Raw genomic sequence first — 16,734 nt, forward strand, 5'->3', positions numbered from 1 at the left:
TCAGGACTTGCGGTCGGCGGCCTTGGCTTCCGGCGAGGTGTTTTCCGCCGGCTTGTCTTCCTTGGCTTCGGCGGAGGCCGGCTCGGTCTTCTTCAGCTCGGGCAGGCCATTTTCGATCTTCAGCTTGATCTTCGGGATTTCCGCCTCTTCCGGCTTCAGGCCGAGCGCGCGGTTCCACTGGAAGGTGGCTTCCAGCTTGCGGCCGACGCGCCAGTAGGCGTCGCCCAGATGGTCGTTGATCGTCGGGTCGCCGGCGCGCAGTTCCGCCGCGCGCTCAAGCTCGGCCACCGCGTCGTCGTAGCGGCCCATGCGGTAATAGGCCCAGCCGAGCGAATCGACGATATAGCCGTCATCCGGCTTGAGGCTCACGGCCTTGCGGATCATGTCCAGCCCCTCGTCGAGGTTCATGTTCATGTCCACCCAGGAGTAGCCGAGATAGTTCAGCACCTGCGGCTGGTCAGGGTTGAGTTCCAGCGCCTTGCGGAAGTTCGGCTCGGCCTTGTCCCATTCCTTCAGCCGCTCATGGGCGATGCCGCGCTGGAAGAAGATGCTCCAGTGGTTGCGGGTCGGAACCGCGCCGATGACGTCGGCGGCCCTGTCGTAGAGCGCCGCCATGGCCTTGTAGTCCTTGGCGTCGGAAAGCACGCTGCCGAGCGCGAGATAGGTGCGCAGGTCCGAGGGGTCGGCGTCGATCAGTTCCTGGAGATGCTTCTTGGCTTCCTCGACCTTGCCCGTATCGTTGAGGTTGAGGCCGAGCTGCAGCTCGGAAATGCGCCGCATCGGCGATTTTTCCGGCACGGCGCGGTAATAGTCGATGGCGCGTTCGGGCTTCTTCTGGTTCTCGGCCAGGCCGCCGAGCAGCACCAGAACGTCGTCGCTATCCGGGTCGAGCGCGCGCGCGGCCTGGAGATAGAGCGAGACGATGTCTTCCGCGCCCTCGCGGTTCAGCGCGCCGCCGATGGAGAAGAGCACGGCGGCCGCGCCCTGTGCGGCGGTGCGGACCTGCTGTTCCTGCTTCTCGCCGGCCTCGATGCTCTGGCGCAGCGCCTTCAGCGGCGCATAGCTGGTGATGAAGCCGTCGCCGACGGAAACCGCGTCCAGCGCCTTCTGCTTGTTGCCTTCGCGCGCTTCCAGGCGCGCCAGTGCCATTACGGCGCGCAGGAACGTGTCGGGCGCGGCGCTCGCGCCGTTGCGGTCGAGGATCGCGTCGTTGAGGCGCGCACGGGCCGTCGCCTTGTCGCCCGCCGCGGCGGCGAGCGCGCCGGCATGGTAGTTCTTGAAGATCGCCAGCCACTCCGGACCCTGCATGCCGGTGATGAGCTTGATCGCTTCCTTCGGCTTGCCGTCGCCGTAGCGCGCCCAGGCAAGCAGCAGGTCGTTCATCATGCGGTCGAGATCGTTCGGACCCTTGTAGGTGAGGATCTTTTCGGCGCTCTTGTATTCGCGCTTGCGGATCGCCTCCATGGCGCGGACGGTGGAGGTGATGCGCTCGACGGCGGGGTCGTTCTTGAGCGTATCGGCGAGCTTGACGCCATCCTCGAACTCGCCGTTCATCAGCAGCGTCACCATCAGGCGCTGCTTGACGTCCGCATTGGTCGGGTCGAACTGCAGCGCGATCCTGTAGAGCGCGACGGCGGTCTCGTAGTCCTTGTCGAAATCGGCGGTGCGGGCGGCGAGGAACGCGCCCGAGAAGGTGTTGACGTCCAGCGGGTCGAACGGCGTTTCCTCGGCGGCGGCCGCTGCGGGCTTATCCTCCGCATATGCCGCAAGCGGGCTGGCGAGCGCGATGCTGGCTGCAATCGCCACGCCGGAGAGAAGCCGAAGGAGAAGGGAATGCCGCATCAAAATGCCTTTCGCCGCAAATAGGGAATCCGCCCCGGAACCGCGCGTGACAGATCGTGTCACGACCGCGCCCAAATCAGTCAGGACTCATGACGGCAGAGAATGGCTTTTTTGGCGCGGTGCGGCAAGAAAATCCTGCCGGACCGAAACGGGCCGTCCTTGCGGATCAGCTCACGCGGGAGATGCAGAAGTCGATGACTTCCAGCAGCGCATCCTTCCACGGCGTCGCCGGCAGCGGCGCGAGCGCGTCGCGGGCGATCATGCCGTAGTGCTGGGCGCGGGCGATGGTGTCCGTCAGGCCGCCATAGCGGGTGATGAGGCCGAGCGCGTGGTCGAGATTGGCGTCGTCGCTCTTGCCGCCTTCGATGGCCTCGCGCCAGAAGGCGCGGTCTTCCGCCGTGCCGCGCCGCCAGGCGAGGATGACGGGCAGCGTGATCTTGCCCTCGCGGAAATCGTCGCCGGTGTTCTTGCCGAGATCGGCCGCCTTGCCGCCATAGTCCAGCGCATCGTCGACGAGCTGGAAGGCAAGGCCGAGATTCATGCCGTAGGATTTCAGCGCGTTGCGCTCCGCCTTGCCGGTATTGGCGACGATGGGGCCGACTTCGGCGGCGGCGGCGAAGAGCGCGGCCGTCTTGGCGCGGATGACCTCGAGATAGTCGTCCTCGGTCGTCTCCATGTTCTTGGCGACGGAGAGCTGTAGCACCTCGCCCTCGGCGATCACGGTGGCGGCGGTGGAGAGCACGTCCAGCGCCTCCAGCGAGCCGACCTCGACCATCATCTTGAAGGCCTGGCCGAGCAGGAAGTCGCCGACGAGCACGCTCGCCTGGTTGCCCCAGATCATGCGGGCCGTGGACTTGCCACGGCGCAGGTCGCTTTCGTCCACCACGTCGTCATGCAGCAGCGTCGCCGTGTGCATGAACTCCACGCTGGTGGCGAGCTTGACGTGATGGTCGCCGTCATAGCCGAACATCGAGGCGGCCGCGAGGGTGAGCATCGGGCGCAGGCGCTTGCCGCCGGAGGAGATCAGGTGGTTGGCGACCTCCGGGATCATCTGCACGTCGGAACCGGCTTTCGACAGGATGAGCTGGTTCACCCGCTCCATGTCGGCTTTTGTAAGGTCGACGAGCGGCTTCACCGATGCCTGTTTGTTTTTGCCTTCTTCAAGCGGTATCACGACGCCCAAATGCCCGGACTCCTGTTCATTTTTGTTGAAAGACAATAGAAAGCGGGGCCTTCTGCGGCAAGAGGCGAATTGTCCCGCCCTCGGAATTAAGGCTGGAAAAGACCGGAATGATCGAACTGATCCGTACCAACGACGCCGTCCTGCTCTCCTTTGCGGAAAGCCTGATGAAAGAGGCGGGCATTCATTGCCTCATCGCCGATCAGGGCATGAGCATCCTCGAAGGCTCGCTCGGCATGCTGCCGCGCCGTTTTCTGGTGGAGGGCGACAGGGAGACCGAGGCGCGACGGATATTGAAGGATGCCGGGCTGGAAGCGGAACTCAGGCCGTGACCGACGCCGCCCCGACGCCGGAAAAGCCGGTCACCGAAACCGTCGACGCCTTCCACTACGGCCGCTTCCATCTTGTCCAGCCGAAGGGCGTCGGCCATCGCTCGGGCATGGACGCCATGCTGCTCGCCGCGCTGGTGGCGGGCGAGGGGCCGATGCGCGTCGCCGATCTTGGGGCCGGGGCCGGGGCCGCCGGCCTTGCCGTCGCCGCGCGCATCGAAAAGGCCGAGGTGCTGCTGGTCGAACGTTCGCCGCTGATGGCGGGTTTTGCCCGCAAGTCGCTGGCGCTGCCCTCCAACGCCGCCTTTGCGTCTCGCGTCTCGGTGCTGGAGGCGGACGTCTCCCTCTCCGGCAAGGCCCGCATCGAGGCCGGCCTTGCCGACGACGTCTACGACCATGTCATCATGAACCCGCCCTTCAACGACCGCATCGACAGCCGCACGCCCGACGCCCTGAAGGCAGAAGCCCATGCCATGGAACATGACCTCTTCGAGCGTTGGATCAAGACGGCGGGCGCCATCATGAAGCCGGGCGGCCAGCTCTCGCTCATCGCCCGCCCGCAATCCATCGCCGAGATCATTGCCGCCTGCGGCCGTCGCTTCGGCGGCGTCGAGATCACCGCCTTGCACGCCCGCGCCGGCGAAAGCGCCCTGCGCATCCTCGTCACCGCCATCAAGGGCTCGCGCACCCGCCTGTCGCTGCGCATGCCGCTCGTCATGCACGAACCCGGCCAGCACGACTTCATCCCCTTCGTCGACGATCTCAACAACGGCCTTGCCGCCTATCCGCGCCTGCCGCGAACCTGATTTTTCAGGCCCGCCATTGCGTTTTCGCCCGCCATGCATACATCAGCCGGGCAACCGAACAGGAAACAGGATCGCCCGATGGCCGGATTTTTGAAGAGGCTGGTACCGAAGAGGTTCCGCAAGGAGGGCGTCGTCGTTCCGGTGGTCCGGCTGCATGGGGCAATCATGGCGGGCGGCAGCCAGTTCCGGCCGGCGCTCAACCTTTCGGCCGTCGCCTCGGCGCTGGAGAAGGCGTTTTCCTACAAGGAAGCGCCCGCCGTCACCATCTCCGTCAATTCGCCCGGCGGCTCGCCGGTGCAGTCGCGGCTCATCTTCCAGCGCATCCGCGATCTGGCGGCCGAGAAGAACAAGCATGTGCTGGTCTTCGTCGAGGATGTCGCGGCTTCGGGCGGCTATATGATCGCGCTGGCCGGCGACGAGATTTTCGCCGATCCCACCTCCATCGTCGGTTCCATCGGCGTCGTCTCGGGCGGTTTCGGCTTTCCCGAAATGCTCAAGAAGATCGGTGTCGAGCGGCGCGTCTATACGGCCGGCACCAACAAGGCGATCCTCGATCCGTTCCAGCCGGAGCGGGAAAACGAGATCGAATACCTGAAATCCCTCCAGCTCGAAATCCACGAGGTCTTCATCGACATGGTGAAGGCGCGCCGTGGCACAAGGCTTAAGGACGATCCCGATCTTTTCTCGGGCCTGTTCTGGACCGGAACGCGCGGCCGTGCGCTCGGCCTCGTCGACGGCCTTTCCGACATGCGCTCGGAGTTGAAGCGGCGTTACGGGCCGACGACACGGCTTGAGCTCGTCTCGGCGCCGAAGGGGCTTTTCGGCCGCAGGTCGCCGGGCGTCGGGGGGCTTTCCGGGGACATGGCGGAGCGTATAGGCTCGGCGGGCGTTGCGGCCGTGGCCGGGCTTGCCGAGGAAAAGGCGCTGTGGGGCCGCTTCGGCCTTTCGGGGTAAGAAGAACAAGAGAAACAATGGGGGAGGGGCGATGGCCCAGATCATCTTTCTGCTGCTGGTCGTCGGCGTCGCGTGGTGGGGCTACCGCAAGTTCGTCGCCGATGCCGAGCGGCTGAGCCGGTTGCGCAAGCGCTCCGAGGAGGAGCGCCGCACCGGCGCGACGGGCACGCTGGTGAAGGACCCCGAGACCGGCGAATATCGCGTGCGCCGCGACGACGAGTAGCGTTGCGAAACGGTTTCGCGCCTTCGCGGGACCGGCGCAAAGGCCGTTTCGTGCCAGTCCGGCACATTAACCACGCCCCGTAAGGTTAATGCCATATTTATCCGTGCGCTTGCCGGCGGCGCGGTTGCGCCCGCGCGTGGGAGGTCCGATCTGTGAGGCATGGGTCGCATGATGCGGCCGCGAAGAACGGAGTAGATCATGGCCTCGCTCGACCTCGACCGGATTCGCACCATCGTCGTGACGGGTGGCGCCGGCTTCGTCGGCTCGCATATCGTCGACGACCTCCTGGCCCATTGCCCGAATGCCCGCATCCGCGTGCTAGACGCCTTCACCTATGCCGCCGACATGTCGCATCTCGACGCGGCCTTCCGCACGGGCCGCGTGACGATCCAGGAAGGCGATGTCGGCAATCTCGACCTCGTGACCGAGATGCTGAAGGATGCCGACCTCGTCGTGCATGCGGCCGGCGAAAGCCATGTCGAGCGCGCCTTCGCCGTGCCGGAGCGCTTCACGGTGGCCAATGCGCTCGGCACGCAGGTGCTGGTGGAGGCGATGGGCCGCCGCCGCGTGCCGCTGATGATCCATGTCAGTTCCGCCGAGGTCTACGGCGCCGGCAATGGCGCGCCGATCGGCGAGCTTGCGCCGCTCCTGCCCGACAATCCCTACGGCGCTTCCAAGGCGGCGGCCGAAATGCTGATCTCCGGTCTCGTGCGCTCCTATGGCCTCGATATCCGCGTGCTGCGGCCGGTCAATATTGTCGGCACGCGCCAGAACACGGAAAAGCTCCTGCCGCGCTTTCTGGAAATGGCCGCCATCGGCCAGCCTTTGCCGGTGCATGGCGAGGGCGCGCAGGTCCGCGCCTTCGTCACCGTCGCCGATTTCTGCGCGGCGCTGCGCACCGTCGTGACGCGCGGGGCCGAGAACGCCACCTATAATGTGGCGGGCGAGGATATGCTCGATGTCCTCTCCGTCGCCCGTCTGGTGCTGGAGGCCGCCCAAGGTCCCGTTTCCGGCATCGGCTTCGTTGCCGGGCGGCCGGACGACGCCAGCCGCTCGCCGCTCGATACCGGCGCGCTGCAGGCGCTCGGCTGGCGTGCGACGGGCACCTTGCGCCGCGTGTTGCCGGGCCTTGCCGCCTGGTATGGCGCGCGCGTGCCGGACAGTGCGCGCCGCCGCGTGCTGCAGGTGCCGGAGCTTGCGCCGCAGCGCATGCAGGCCGTCACGCAGACCGCCGGCTCCGGCCTCTTTCGCTCGCTGGAGCGGCATTGAGGGGCGGGCGGCCACCCGAAACCCTTGACCCCTCGGGCGCATCGTGGCACCAGTCCGCCAGCTTTCAAAGAATGCCGGATAGATGCCGATGACCTCCGCCGCCCTGCCTGACCATATGAACCCGACCCGCTCCTTCCAGGGGTTGATCCTGACCCTGCACAATTACTGGGCGGACAAGGGCTGCGCGGTGCTGCAGCCCTATGACATGGAAGTGGGCGCGGGTACGTTCCATCCGGCGACGACCCTGCGCGCGCTCGGTCCGCGCCCGTGGCGCGCCGCCTATGTGCAGCCTTCGCGCCGACCCTCGGACGGCCGCTACGGCGAGAACCCGAACCGCCTTCAGCACTATTACCAGTATCAGGTCATCCTGAAGCCGAACCCGTCGAACCTGCAGGAACTCTACCTCGGCTCGCTCGCCGCCATCGGCCTCGACCCGCTGCTGCATGACGTGCGCTTCGTGGAGGACGACTGGGAAAGCCCGACGCTCGGCGCCTGGGGCCTCGGCTGGGAGTGCTGGTGCGACGGCATGGAAGTCTCGCAGTTCACCTATTTCCAGCAGGTCTGCGGCATCGAATGCTCGCCCGTCGCAGGCGAACTGACCTATGGTCTCGAACGTCTCGCCATGTATGTGCAGGGCGTCGACAATGTCTACGACCTCAATTTCAACGGCCGCGAGGGCGACGAGAAGATCACCTATGGCGACGTCTTCCTGCAGGCCGAGCAGGAATATTCCCGCCATAACTTCGAATATGCCGACACGGCCATGTTGCACCGCCACTTCATCGACGCCGAGAAGGAATGCCAGGCGCTGCTGGCCGCCGGCGCGCCGGGCGATGCGGAAAACAAGCGCCTGCACAAATGCGTGCTGCCGGCCTACGACCAGTGCATCAAGGCGTCCCACGTCTTCAACCTGCTCGACGCCCGCGGCGTTATCTCCGTCACCGAGCGCCAGAGCTATATCCTGCGCGTGCGCACGCTGGCGAAAGCCTGCGGCGAGGCCTTCCTGCTGACGGATGCCGGCGGAGTGAACTGGAACAGGGACGCGGCCTGAGCGATCGGGTCCGCCTCAGGCGAAAGAAAGCCATCCGGTCACCCGGATGGCTTTTTTGTCGGGAGGATCAAGCCAGCGCCGAAGCCTTCACGCCAAGTTCCCATACGGGCTTCAGCGTCGGCATCGTGCCGGTCGGAAGCTGGCCGGCATAGGTCTGGAGCGCCCGGCGCACACCCGACGGACGGTCGACCGCCGCGCCCATCGTGTAGGCGAGGAAGAGGGCGGAAAAGCCGATGACGTTGATGGTGAGGGCGAAGGCTTTCATGGCGGTTGCTTCAGGTTCGTGTTGTCGATGAAGCGAGTATCGGCCAGCGCGCGCGGCGGCGCGGTTCCCCCGGTGACAACAGGGTGACAACGGGGGGCGACAGGGGAAAGCCGCCGCCGGGGGCTTTCCTGCGGCGCGGCGGATGCTAAATTCAGGACGAACGCGAACAGGGAGCGCAGTACGCCATGATCGGTCTTGCAATCGCGGCAGTCGTCGTCATCTACGCCATCGTCATCTACAACGGCCTCGTGCGGGCGCGGCAGGTGAAGGAGGAGGCCTGGTCCGGCATCGACGTGCAGCTCAAGCGCCGCGCCGACCTCATTCCCAACCTCCTCGAAACCGTGAAGGGCTATGCCGCGCACGAGCGGGAGACGCTGGAAAAGGTCGTGGAGCTGCGCAACCGGGCGCAGGCGGTGCCGGCGGGCGATGTCGCCGGGCGCGCGGCGGCCGAGGGCATGCTGAGCCAGGCGCTCGGCAAGCTCTTCGCGCTCGCCGAAGCCTATCCGGACCTCAAGGCCAACCAGAATTTTGCCGAATTGCAGCAGACGCTGGAGACCATCGAAGGCGAGATCCAGATGTCGCGGCGCTATTACAACGGCGCGGCGCGCGATCTCAACGTCAAGGTCGAGAGCTTCCCCTCGAACCTCGTCGCCTCGGTCTTCAAATTCGTCAAGGCGCCCTATTTCGAGATCGACAACCCGGCCGACCGGGCCGTGCCGACCGTAAAATTCTGATCCGGGAGGTCCCGATGCCGCGGATCGCCGCCCTCCTGACGCTCTGGCTCTGCCTTCTGGTCGGGAGCGCGGCGCGGGCCGAGGAATATTTCGACCGCTACCATTCCGATATCGCGCTGTCGAAGAACGGCGCGATGACGGTGACGGAGACGATCCGCGTCCATGCGGAGGGCAACGCCATCCGGCGCGGCATCTACCGCGACTTCCCGCTCACCTTCGCCGATGCCGAGGGACGGGAGAAGGAGGTCGGCTTCAGGATCGTCGGCGTCGCGCGCGACGGCCGGCCGGAACCCTACCGCACGGAGACCATCCGTCGCGGCGTGCGCATCTATTTCGGCTCCTCCGATGTGATGCTGGCGCCGGGCTTTCACGAGTATCGCCTGACCTACGAGACGACGCGGCAGATCCGCTTCTTCGACAGCCATGACGAGCTGTTCTGGAACGTCACCGGCACGCAATGGGCCTTTCCCATCCGGCAGGCGAGCGCGACGGTGCGCCTGCCGCCGGGCGTCCGCGCCGAGGCGCTCACCTATTTCACCGGTCCCATGGGCGCGACCGAGCGGAATGCGCGGGCCGAGAACCGGGGCGATACGGCCACCTTCGAGACGACGCGCGGCCTTGGCCCGCACGAAGGCCTGACGATCGGCGTGAAGATGCCGGCCGGCAGCATCGCCCGGCCGACGGCGGCCGAGGAGCGCGCCTATTTCCTCAAGGACAACCGCAATCTCTTCCTCGCCTTCGGCGGGCTGGCGCTCGTCCTCGGCTATTATGTCTGGGCCTGGCTTGCGGTCGGGCGCGATCCGCCGGGCGGCGTGGTCGTGCCGCGCTGGGATGCGCCGGAGGGCATCTCGCCGGCGCTCGTCAACTACATCGACGAGAAAGGGTTCGGCGGGCAGGGCTGGACGGCGGTCTCCGCCGCCTTCCTCAACCTTGCGGTCAAGGGCCTTGTCGAGCTTTCGGACCTTGCGACATCCATCACCGTCACGCGCACCGGCAAGCCGGCCGAGGGCGCTTTGCCGACGGGGGAGGCGACCCTGCTTGCCGCCGTGCCCACGGCGGGCAGCCACTTCACCATAGAGAAATCCAACGGCAAGCGCGTGCAAAGGCTTGGTGCCGAGTTCCGCGGCGCGATGGAGAGGGAGCACCGGCGGAAATACTACCTCGCGAACTGGCCGCAGGTGATAAGCGGCATCCTGCTGTCGCTTGCCTGCCTCGCGGCGCTGGCGATCTTCGGCTCTCTGCCGGAGGAGGGGCTGGTGCTCGTCATCCTGCCGGTCTTCGCCTCGGTCTTCGTGTCGATCTTCGCCCTCGCGCTCGGCCGCAATTTCCGGCAGGCGAAAACGCTCGGCGCGCGCATCATGGCCGTCGTCATCATGGCCTTCGTCGGCTCCGTCTTCGTCACGGTCTTCGGCGGCATCGCCACCGCCATCGTGACGGAGGGCGCGGCGACCGGGCACCTGCCGCTGTTCGCCGCCGTCGGCGGCATCGTGGTGACCAATCTCGTCTTCTTCTTCCTGATGGGCGCGCCGACGCCGCTCGGCCGCCGGATGATGGACGGCATCGCGGGCCTTCGCCAATACCTGACGCTCGCCGAGCAGGACCGGATGAACATGGCCGGCGCGCCGGAAATGTCGCCGCGCCACTTCGAGACGCTGCTGCCCTATGCCGTGGCGCTCGGCGTGGAAAAACCCTGGTCGGAAACCTTCGACCGCTGGCTGCTGACCGCAGCGGCGGCGGGCGCGGCCGCTGCCTACCAGCCCGGCTGGTATCGCGGCGACAGCTTCGCCTCCAGCCGCTTCGCCGATCGCGTGGGCGGCTTTGCCGGCTCCATGGCGCGGTCCATGACGGCCTCGCTGCCCGACCCGCCGAAAAGCTCTTCCTCCGGCTTCTCGTCCGGCGGCGGCTCCTCCGGTGGGGGCGGCGGCGGTGGCGGTGGGGGCGGCTGGTAACCGCCCGCTCAGAAGTCCTGATAGTTCAGCGGCGTGACCTCGACGACACGGTTGCCGGGCGTGACCGTCGCATGGCCGGTCGCGGCCACGCCTGCCTGGACGTCGGCCGTGACGCGGATGGGGAACGCGGCGACGGTGCCGGAGGCGAGCGTGATCGCGCCCGTCGTCTGCGCCTCCGCGCCGGTGGAAACGCTGGCCTCCACGGTGGCCGTCAGCGCGCCGGAGGCGGGGATGGAGGCGGTGAGGATGGTGTCCACCGGCTCCAGCGGCTTTTCCGGCAGGAGCGTGCCGAAGGCCCAGACCTTGCCCAGCTCCGCCTTCGTCATCGGCGCGACATTGACGTCGATATCGTTCTCCGCGCCCTTCACCCGGTAAGGGCAGCGCCGTTTCGAGCAATTGGCGGCGGCGGAGAACTGCCAGAGCGCGTAATTGTCCCAGTTGCCCATGGGGAAGCTGCCCTTGATGCCCGGCCTGTAGCGGGCATACCAGAGCGGCAGGCGCGAGAGGATGCGGTAGGTGTCGCGGTTGGCGGCGATATGCCGGGCGGTCGCGTGGTTGGTGTAGAGCACGGGATAGCGGCCCGTGCGGGTCTTGATGTGCCCGGCGAAGACCTGCGCATCGGCCAGCGACATGTATTTGTCCGGATCGAGGCCTTCGATATCCAGCACCATCATCTCGTCGTCCTGCGGCTTGGCGTAGTCGAGGAAATGGTTGGCCTGGTCCACCGGGTTTCCGGGGCGGGCGAGGTGATAGGCACCCCACAGGAGACCCTTGGAGCGGGCAAGCAGCCGGCGCGTCTCGTAAAGCTCGCGGCTCACCGCATATTTGCGCCACATCGTCTTGCAGTGCTCGACGGTGTCGCCGTTGTGGTCGCCCTTGCAGCTATAGCTTTCCGGCAGCCCGTCGGAGGCCTTCGAGATGAAGCCGGCGATGCGTCTGTCGGAGAGCATGTCCGACCAGTCGATCTCGTTCAGTTCGTAGGCGTCGATGACGATGGCGTTTTCGGATTTCTTCCAGGGCTCCACATCGGCCGCGCGAACCGGCACGCTGAAGGCCGCCGACAGGAGAAGGGCGGCGGCAAGTCCGGAAAGCTGCTTGAGTTGCATGGACGCTCCTTCGCGAATCGCTGATCCTGTGCAAGCGGCGATGGTGCGCCCGGCATGGTTAACGGCCGGCTAATGCGCCGGCCGGGCCGGAGCGGGGCTTGCCTCTTTGCGCCCGAAGCGGCATGAGAGGCGCATGTCCCATTCCACAGAAACCCTCCGCCTCGACCAGCTCCTGCTGAATGCCGGCCTCGTCGCCAGCCGGTCGCGGGCGCGCGATGCGATCGCGCGCGGCACGGTCACGGTGAACGGCCGTATCGTCACCAAGCCGAGCGCGAGCTTTCCCGCCTCGGCCGTCCTTGCCATCGACGACCCGGCGCAGGCCTATGTCTCGCGCGCGGCGCTGAAGCTGACGGCGGCGCTCGATCGGTTCCAGCTCGATCCCGCAGGTCTCGACTGTCTCGATATCGGCGCCTCCACCGGCGGCTTCACGCAGGTGCTGCTGGAGCGCGGCGCGGCGCATGTCGTTTCGGTGGATGTCGGCCACGACCAGATGCATCCGCGCCTTCGCGCCGATCCGCGCGTCACCAATCTCGAAGGGCTGAATGCGCGGGCGATGAGCCGGGCCGACCTCGATGGCCGCGCCATCGGCGCGGTGGTCTCCGACGTCTCCTTCATCTCGCTGAAGCTCGCCTTGCCGCCGGCGCTGACGCTTGCCGAGCCCGGCGCTTTCTGCGCCCTGCTGGTCAAGCCGCAGTTCGAGGCGGGCCGTGAGGCGATCAGCAAGGCGGGGCTCCTGAAGGACCCGGACAGCGCGCCCACTGTCGCGGCGGAACTGGAACGCTGGCTCGTCGAGGAGATGGGCTGGCAGAGCCTCGGGCTTGTGCCGTCGCCCATCACCGGCGGCGACGGCAATCACGAATTTCTTCTTGGAGGGCGAAAGCCATGACGACGGAAACCCTCACCATCGCGCGGCTCGGCAGCGGCGGCGACGGCATCGCCGAAGCGCCGGGCGGCCCGGTCTACGTGCCCTTCACGCTGCCCGGCGAGACGGTCGCCGTGGCGCGGGTGAAGAACCACGGCACGGTCATGTCCATGTCGGTCGCCTCGCCCGAGCGCGTGGAGCCGCCCTGCGCCCATTTCGGTCCCGATGGCCGCAACGGCACCTGCGGCGGTTGCACGCTGCAACATGCGAGCGATGCGCTCTATCATGATTTCAAGCGCGGCCTCGTCGTCAACGCCCTCAAGAGCAAGGGCCTGACGCCCGACGTCGCCCCGCTGGTCATCGCCCGCCCCGGCGAGCGCCGCCGCGTCGCCTTCACCGCGCGCAAGACGGAAAAGGGCATGCTGCTCGGCTTCAACCAGGCCGGCAGCCACCACATCGTCTCCGTCGATCACTGTCCCATCGCCAGCGACGGCATCGTTTCCCGGCTGGAGGATATCCGCCGCGTCGCCTCGGCCATCGCGACGTCGAGCGAAGCCTTCCGCCTGACGGTGCTGGAAACCGCGACGGGTCTCGACCTCGCCTTCGAGGGCGTGAAGAAGGTGGGCGACAGGGAGCGGCAGGCCGTCACCGCCTGCATCCTTTCGCTGCGCGGCATCGCCCGCGTTTCCAATGACGGGGAAATCCTCATCGAGCCGGTCAAGCCGGAGATCGATTTTGCCGGCGTGCGCGTCTTCCCGCCGGCCGGCGGCTTCACGCAGGCGACGAAGCCGGCGGAAGAGGCGATGGCGGACCTCGTTCTGGACGCGCTCGGCAAGGCCAGGCGCGTCGCCGACCTCTTCGCCGGCTCCGGCACCTTCGCGCTGCGCATCGCGCGCAAGGCCAAGGTCCATGCGGTGGAGGGCGACGAAAAGGCGATCAAGGCGCTGGACCACGCCGCGCGCAACACGCAGGGCCTCAAGCCCGTGACGGCGGAGCGGCGAGACCTCTTCCGCCGCCCGCTCATGGCCTCCGAACTGAAGGTCTACGACGCCGTGGTCTTCGACCCGCCGCGCGCCGGCGCGGAAGACCAGTGCAAGGAACTCGCCCGTTCCGGCGTCAAGACCATCGTCGCCGTCTCCTGCAACCCGGTAAGCCTCGCCCGCGACCTTTCCATCCTCACCGCCGCCGGCTACCGCATCCGCCTCGTCACGCCCATCGACCAGTTTCTCTGGTCGGCCCATGTGGAAGCGGTGGCGGTGCTGGAGAAGGTTTAGGACGCTGCAATCCACGGGTTGAGAAGGGTAACGCCCATGGGGGCGAAGTCCGCAACGTTGCGCGTCACGAGCGTCATGTCGTGGACGAGCGCGCTTGCGGCGATGAAGGCGTCCCGCTCGGGCCGGGGATCGGGCACATGCAGCCGGGCGCAGGCGAAGGCGACAGCCTTGTCGACCGGCACGATGCGTTCGGAAAACTCGGGAAGAACGTAATCCTCCATCCAGGTGCGCAGGCGCGCGCCCTGCGCCGGGTCGCGCCGTTCCATCAGCAGGATGCCGAGATCCAGCTCCATGAGCGTGACGGCCGAGACGTAGCAGGCCGCCGCATCCTGACGGGAGAGCCACGCGACGACATTCGGGTCCGCCTTACCGCCGCCTGCCTTGCGCAGTTCGGAAACGACATTCGTATCGAGCAGGAACATCAGGAAAGATCGGCCGGCCGGGGCAGGGTGTGCCCGCGGGGAATCTCCAGCTCGGTATCCTCGAGGCCCGGCATCGACAGCGCCTCGACGATGCTGCGCCGCCCGCCCGTGATCCGCTGGTATTCCTCGTAGCTCAGCAGCACATGCGCCGTCCGGCCCCGGTTGGTGATGAAAACGGGGCCGCTGCGCGCGGCTTTCTGCGCCTGATTGGCATTCTGCTGGAACTCGCGGCTCGACACGGTCGTGATCGTCATGGCGCACTCCATCAAAAATGATGTTGGCACATTAGAACATTTGCCCCGATATGACAACGCCGCCCCCCGGATCAGGAATCCGGAGGGCGGCGCAAGGTTGGATAGTTTTACGCTATCAGGCCGCGCGGCGCGACGGGGTGTCGGCCTGGGCGGCGTGCTGGGCCAGTTTGAACTGCGCCAGCAGGGCGTTGAGCGCGGCCGCCTCGGAGGCAAGGCCGTGGCTGGCGGCGGTCTGTTCCTCCACCATGGCGGCGTTCTGCTGCGTGCCCTGGTCCATCGTGTTGACGGCGGTGTTGATTTCCTGGAGGCCGGTCGATTGCTCGCGGGCAGCCAGAACGATGGCGTTCACGTGGCCGTTGATCTCCTGCACCTCGCGCACGATGGCTTCAAGGGCCGCGCCCGTCTCGTCGACCAGCGCCACACCGGAGCGGACCTGATCACCCGAGGTGGTGATCAGTCCCTTGATCTCCTTGGCGGCCTGCGCCGAACGCTGGGCAAGCTCACGCACTTCCTGCGCCACGACGGCAAAGCCCTTGCCGGCTTCGCCCGCGCGGGCCGCTTCCACGCCCGCATTGAGGGCGAGCAGGTTGGTCTGGAAGGCGATCTCGTCGATCACGCCGATGATGTTGGAGATTTCATGCGAGGACTTTTCGATGCCCTGCATGGCCGCGACGGCGCGGCGAACCACTTCACCCGACTTCTCGGCCCCGGTGCGGGTGCGCGAGACGAGCGAGCCGACTTCCTCGGCGCGGCGGGTGGAGTCCTTGACCGTCGTGGTGATTTCCTCCAGCGCGGCGGCGGTTTCCTCGACGGAGGCGGCCTGCTGTTCCGTGCGGCGGGCGAGATCGTCGGCGGCGGAGCGGATTTCCGTCGCGCCGGCGTCGATGGCGCGGGCATTCTGGCCGACGGTCGCCATGGCCGTGTGCAGCTTGGTCAGCGAGTGGTTGAAGTCGCTGCGCAGGCGGTCGAGATGGCCGGCGAAGGGCGCATCGATGCGGTGGGCGAGGTCGCCCTCGGCAAGACGGCCGAGGCCGTCCGCCAGCGCTTCGACGGCGTGCTGGATTTCGGCAGCCTCGCGGGCCTTGACGGCCTCGCGTTCGCGGCGCTCGCTTTCGGAAAGCACACGGCCCTCCTCGGCGGCGTTTTCGAGGCGGCTGCGTTCGATGGCGTTGTCACGGAACACGGCGACGGCTGCGGCCATCTGGCCGATTTCGTCGGTGCGGTCCTGGCCGGGGATTTCGGCGGTCACGTCGCCCGAGGCGAGCTTGGCCATGGCGGTCGTCATGTCCTTGACCGGGCGAACGACGAGGCGCGACAGCACCGTGGCGAGGAAGCCCATCATGACGATGACGGCGAGGACCGTGGCGATCGTCGCGGCGATGCGGAACTGGTCGATGGCGGCGAAGGCCATGCCCCTGTCGATGGTGAAGCCGAGATACCATTCCACCGACGGCAGGCCGGTGACCGGCACGAAGGAGACGAGCACCGGCTTGCCGGCATAGGTCGTGTGGGCGATGCCGCCGCCGATGGCGGGCGTGCCGTCCGGGAAGGCGTCGGCGAGCGTCTTGGTGACGAGCCCCTTGTCCTGATGCACGAGAATCTGGCCGTCCTTGCTGACGAGGAAGGCGAAGCCCATGCCGCCGAGGTCGACCGAGTTGACCATGTCGACGAGGGACTTCAGCGAGAAGTCGCTGCCGGCGACGCCAAGCAGCTTGCCGTCCTGCTTGACGGGCGTGGCGGCGCTGATGATCAGGTCGTTGGTGGAGGCGTCGATATAGGGCTCGGTCAGAACGGGGCCGCCCGCCTTGATCGCATCCTGATACCAGGGGCGCTGGCGCGGGTCGTAGCCTTCCGGCATTTCCGACTTCGGCCATTGCGTGAAGACGCCCGCCTCGTCGCCGACATAGGTCGTCATGAACTGGCCGACCAGCACGTCGTTCTGCAGCACGGCCTCGATGCCGGCCGGATCGGGGGTCTTGGCGGTGGCGTTGGCGGCCATTTCCGTCAGGGCGACACGGGCGTTCAGCCAGTTGGAAATGCTCTGGGCGGCCTGCTTGCCGGAGCTGTCGATGCTTTCCTCGATGGAATTGGTCAGCACGCTGCGCTGCAGGCTGTCGATATAGACGGAAAAGCCGGTGAAAGCGGCGACGACGACGAGGGACGCGACGACGAGAATGCGCGTCATGAGATTGGAGCGCTTGGACATGGGGCGCG

Annotated in this window: 17 protein-coding genes; 10 read left to right on the plus strand and 7 right to left on the minus strand. The window is 66.9% G+C overall.

Annotation, left to right across the window (positions count from 1 at the left end; genetic code table 11):
* Complete coding sequence (locus K8M09_RS03495; protein ID WP_160785427.1) at positions 1-1,842, minus strand: tetratricopeptide repeat protein; 1,842 nt, start codon at positions 1,840-1,842, stop codon at positions 1-3.
* Between the two features lie 166 nt (positions 1,843-2,008).
* The gene (locus tag K8M09_RS03500) at positions 2,009-3,025 is read right to left on the minus strand and encodes a polyprenyl synthetase family protein (protein ID WP_160785428.1); all 1,017 of its coding nucleotides are present in this window, start codon (positions 3,023-3,025) and stop codon (positions 2,009-2,011) included.
* A gap of 107 nt (positions 3,026-3,132) precedes the next feature.
* Between K8M09_RS03500 and K8M09_RS03505 the strand changes: the two genes are divergently transcribed.
* The 6 genes from K8M09_RS03505 (at position 3,133) to K8M09_RS03530 (ending at position 7,654) form a co-directional block, all read left to right on the plus strand.
* Positions 3,133-3,354, plus strand: coding sequence for a putative signal transducing protein (locus tag K8M09_RS03505; RefSeq protein ID WP_160785429.1), 222 nt, complete (start codon positions 3,133-3,135; stop codon positions 3,352-3,354).
* Positions 3,351-4,157, plus strand: coding sequence for a tRNA1(Val) (adenine(37)-N6)-methyltransferase (locus K8M09_RS03510; protein WP_229342134.1), 807 nt, complete (start codon positions 3,351-3,353; stop codon positions 4,155-4,157). Before K8M09_RS03505 ends, K8M09_RS03510 begins: the two co-directional genes overlap by 4 nt.
* 78 nt (positions 4,158-4,235) lie before the next feature.
* Positions 4,236-5,111 (plus strand): S49 family peptidase, encoded by an 876-nt coding sequence (locus tag K8M09_RS03515; RefSeq protein ID WP_160785430.1) that lies wholly within the window; start codon positions 4,236-4,238, stop codon positions 5,109-5,111.
* Positions 5,112-5,142: 31 nt separating this feature from the next.
* Entirely contained in the window at positions 5,143-5,334 is a 192-nt protein-coding gene (locus K8M09_RS03520; protein WP_160785431.1) for a hypothetical protein, read from the plus strand.
* 198 nt (positions 5,335-5,532) lie between these two features.
* Positions 5,533-6,603: a dTDP-glucose 4,6-dehydratase gene (locus tag K8M09_RS03525; RefSeq protein WP_160785432.1), complete on the plus strand. Its 1,071-nt coding sequence runs from the start codon at positions 5,533-5,535 to the stop codon at positions 6,601-6,603.
* An 88-nt stretch (positions 6,604-6,691) separates the two neighbouring features.
* Positions 6,692-7,654: a glycine--tRNA ligase subunit alpha gene (locus K8M09_RS03530; protein WP_160785433.1), complete on the plus strand. Its 963-nt coding sequence runs from the start codon at positions 6,692-6,694 to the stop codon at positions 7,652-7,654.
* Positions 7,655-7,721: 67 nt separating this feature from the next.
* Here K8M09_RS03530 and K8M09_RS03535 read toward each other — a convergent pair whose 3' ends face one another.
* Positions 7,722-7,919, minus strand: a complete 198-nt coding sequence (locus K8M09_RS03535; RefSeq protein ID WP_160785434.1) for a hypothetical protein — start codon at positions 7,917-7,919, stop codon at positions 7,722-7,724.
* A 185-nt stretch (positions 7,920-8,104) separates the two neighbouring features.
* Here K8M09_RS03535 and K8M09_RS03540 point away from each other — a divergent pair, with 185 nt between their 5' ends.
* A complete protein-coding gene (locus K8M09_RS03540; protein ID WP_160785435.1) occupies positions 8,105-8,653 on the plus strand; it encodes a LemA family protein in 549 nt (182 codons plus the stop codon).
* A gap of 14 nt (positions 8,654-8,667) precedes the next feature.
* Positions 8,668-10,602, plus strand: coding sequence for a DUF2207 domain-containing protein (locus K8M09_RS03545; RefSeq protein ID WP_160785436.1), 1,935 nt, complete (start codon positions 8,668-8,670; stop codon positions 10,600-10,602).
* Between the two features lie 8 nt (positions 10,603-10,610).
* Here K8M09_RS03545 and K8M09_RS03550 read toward each other — a convergent pair whose 3' ends face one another.
* Positions 10,611-11,708: a glycoside hydrolase family 25 protein gene (locus K8M09_RS03550; RefSeq protein ID WP_160785437.1), complete on the minus strand. Its 1,098-nt coding sequence runs from the start codon at positions 11,706-11,708 to the stop codon at positions 10,611-10,613.
* 133 nt (positions 11,709-11,841) lie between these two features.
* On the opposite strand from K8M09_RS03550, the gene K8M09_RS03555 reads away from it, so the two are divergent.
* Both K8M09_RS03555 and K8M09_RS03560 read left to right on the plus strand, forming a co-directional pair.
* A complete protein-coding gene (locus K8M09_RS03555; protein WP_160785438.1) occupies positions 11,842-12,594 on the plus strand; it encodes a TlyA family RNA methyltransferase in 753 nt (250 codons plus the stop codon).
* Positions 12,591-13,844 (plus strand): class I SAM-dependent RNA methyltransferase, encoded by a 1,254-nt coding sequence (locus K8M09_RS03560; RefSeq protein WP_160785439.1) that lies wholly within the window; start codon positions 12,591-12,593, stop codon positions 13,842-13,844. The genes K8M09_RS03555 and K8M09_RS03560 overlap by 4 nt, the downstream gene beginning before the upstream one ends.
* Here the strand turns inward: K8M09_RS03560 and K8M09_RS03565 are convergent.
* The 3 genes from K8M09_RS03565 to mcpU all read right to left on the minus strand — a co-directional run bounded on the left by K8M09_RS03565 (position 13,841) and on the right by mcpU (position 16,726).
* A complete protein-coding gene (locus K8M09_RS03565; protein ID WP_206366661.1) occupies positions 13,841-14,269 on the minus strand; it encodes a type II toxin-antitoxin system VapC family toxin in 429 nt (142 codons plus the stop codon). The genes K8M09_RS03560 and K8M09_RS03565 overlap by 4 nt on opposite strands.
* A complete protein-coding gene (locus K8M09_RS03570; RefSeq protein WP_160785441.1) occupies positions 14,266-14,520 on the minus strand; it encodes a type II toxin-antitoxin system Phd/YefM family antitoxin in 255 nt (84 codons plus the stop codon). The genes K8M09_RS03565 and K8M09_RS03570 overlap by 4 nt, the downstream gene beginning before the upstream one ends.
* A 115-nt stretch (positions 14,521-14,635) precedes the next feature.
* Positions 14,636-16,726: a methyl-accepting chemotaxis protein McpU gene (gene mcpU, locus K8M09_RS03575; protein ID WP_160785442.1), complete on the minus strand. Its 2,091-nt coding sequence runs from the start codon at positions 16,724-16,726 to the stop codon at positions 14,636-14,638.
* Positions 16,727-16,734 lie beyond the last annotated feature (8 nt).

Origin of the sequence: Shinella zoogloeoides (genome assembly GCF_020883495.1) — a bacterium.
In the GTDB taxonomy this organism is placed as follows: Bacteria; Pseudomonadota; Alphaproteobacteria; order Rhizobiales; family Rhizobiaceae; genus Shinella; species Shinella zoogloeoides.